Raw genomic sequence first — 2,102 nt, 5'->3', positions numbered from 1 at the left:
GAGTGCGGGCAGTTGAAGGTGGACGCCGGTCCGCCCTGGCAGCGAACCGGCTTTCCCTGCCCTGCTCCACAGGAGCTTCGTTTCCTCCCCGCCCTAAGAGCTCGTAACACGATCTTGTTGAAGCGTGCTGGTGGGGTGTAACCGGTGTGACGATTCGGCCGTTCGCGGGGTGTGGGTACTCGACCGTGGATCGTGGACGATGAGTTGTGGGCGCTGATCGAGCCGTTGCTGCCGCCGTGGCCGGAGCGGTCCCCGGGGCCACGACCGGTGGCAGATCGGCTCTGCCTTCAGGGCGTCCTGTTCGTCCTCTACAACGACATAGCCTGGCAACTCCTGCCCCTGGAGCTGGGGTTCGGCTCAGGGCAGACCTGCTGGCGGCGTCTGGAGCGGTGGCAGAAAGCAGGAGTCTTCGACCGGCTGCACCGGGTTCTGCTCGCAAAGCTGAACGCGGCCGACGAACTCGACTGGTCACGTGCGTGCGTGGACGGCTCTCACATCCGTGCGAAGGGGGCGCCGACACCGGTCCGTCGCCGGTCGACCGGCGGAAAACGGGCAGCAAACACCACCTGATCTGCGACGGACGCGGCACCCCGCTCAAGGTCATCACGACTGCGGCCAACGTCAACGACGTCACCCAGACCCTCGCCCTGGTCGACGGCGTCCCGCCCGTCGCGGGCCGCCCCGGCCGGCCCCGCCGCAGGCCGGAAGCCCTACTCGGTGACAAGGGATACGACTCCAATGCCCACCGCGACGAGTTGCGTCGCCGACGGATCCTGCCCGTAATCTCCCGCAAGGGATCACCGAACATCAAGGGCCTGGGCAAGCTCCGCTACGTCGTCGAGCAGACCTTCGCTCTGCTCCACCAGTTCAAACGCCTCGCCGTCCACTGGGAACGCCGCACCGAACTCCACGACGCCTTCGTCTCCCTGGCCTGCAGTCTCATCTGCTGGCGACGGCTTCGGGAGCCCGAAAACAACTGACCGGTGTCAGGGCAGCCCAGGGCCCCAGCGGGCTGCTTCAGAACGTTGGTACCCTCCGCACCTACGGCGAGGCAGGGGAGACGATCATGGGAGCCGTGCCGTCGAGCCCTCCGAGCCGCCGGTTCAGAGGAACTGGCCTCGGTGTCCTCTTCGGTGGACTGACCGCAGTGGTTTCCACTGCTGCCATAGGGAATGCATGGGCTGCTTGTGACATCGGCATCAATGCAGCAGCCAACGGCATGACTTTGCTGGTTCTTGCGCCTCTGATATGGATCGCCGCTGCGGTTCCGTTGGTGACCCTGCACAGCACCCTCGGAAGACGTCATCGCAGGACAGCCCTGGCTGCAGGGCTCATCTTCGCCCTATGGTTCGCCTGGTTCCTTGTCACATGGCTCGGCATGCCGGACTCCTACCCTGCCCTGTTGTGCCCGGGCAATGTCCCACCCTGGTGGCCGAGCTTCATCCCAGCATGATTCCGGCGTAGCCCGTGAACGGCCTCGGCACCGGCAATCTCTCAACAGCGCCCCGGCCAGCCCTGGCACGCCAGCAAGATCGTGTTATGAGTTCTAAAGGACGGGGTATCCACGAAGGAGAACCCGGATGACCCAGCCCGCCCGGAACCTCGAACCCGCCGCCTCCGCCCGCGACCTGTACGGAGTGGAACTGCGCCGCCAACGCCAACTCGCCGGTCTGTCGTTGGACCGGATGTCGGACATCGTCAACTACAGCAAGACGCATCTGCACGGAGTGGAGACGGGTGAACGGCTTCCGCTGCCTCCGATCTCGGAAAAGCTGGACGCGGCGTTCGGGACTGGGGAGTTGTTCCAGGGGCTGTGGGGCGCGGTGAAGCGCGAGCACACGCCGAGGCGGTTCGATCACTGCCTTGAACTGGAGGCGAAGGCGACGCGGATTCAGGCTTTCGGCGCGAGCATCATTCCCGGACTGCTCCAGACTGAGGCTTACATGCGTGCACTGTTCACAGCGGGGGAGCCGGGGGCGAGCCCCAGGGAAATCGACGGTCTGGTGGCCAACGTCGCTTCCTAAGCGGCTTTTTGTAGCTCGGTGTTGATCTCCTTCTCGGGGTCGAGGCGGTGGATGTGGATGTCGTGGGTGACGCGGCTG

Annotated in this window: 2 protein-coding genes; both read left to right on the top strand. The window is 65.2% G+C overall.

Annotated elements, in window-relative coordinates:
* The first annotated feature begins 189 nt into the window (after positions 1–189).
* A protein-coding gene (locus ACIF9R_RS38195) for an IS5 family transposase (RefSeq protein WP_399987714.1) occupies positions 190–980 on the top strand; the annotation gives its coding sequence in 2 pieces (ribosomal slippage) (positions 190–490 and positions 490–980; 792 coding nt in all).
* A gap of 600 nt (positions 981–1,580) precedes the next feature.
* Positions 1,581–2,024, top strand: coding sequence for a Scr1 family TA system antitoxin-like transcriptional regulator (locus ACIF9R_RS38190; RefSeq protein ID WP_399987712.1), 444 nt, complete (start codon positions 1,581–1,583; stop codon positions 2,022–2,024).
* Positions 2,025–2,102: the final 78 nt, after the last annotated feature.

Source organism: Streptomyces sp. NPDC086080, assembly GCF_044540255.1.
Lineage (GTDB): Bacteria > Actinomycetota > Actinomycetes > Streptomycetales > Streptomycetaceae > Streptomyces.
The sequence above is the reverse complement of the archived record's forward strand: the minus strand, read 5'-3'. Positions and strand labels throughout refer to the sequence as shown.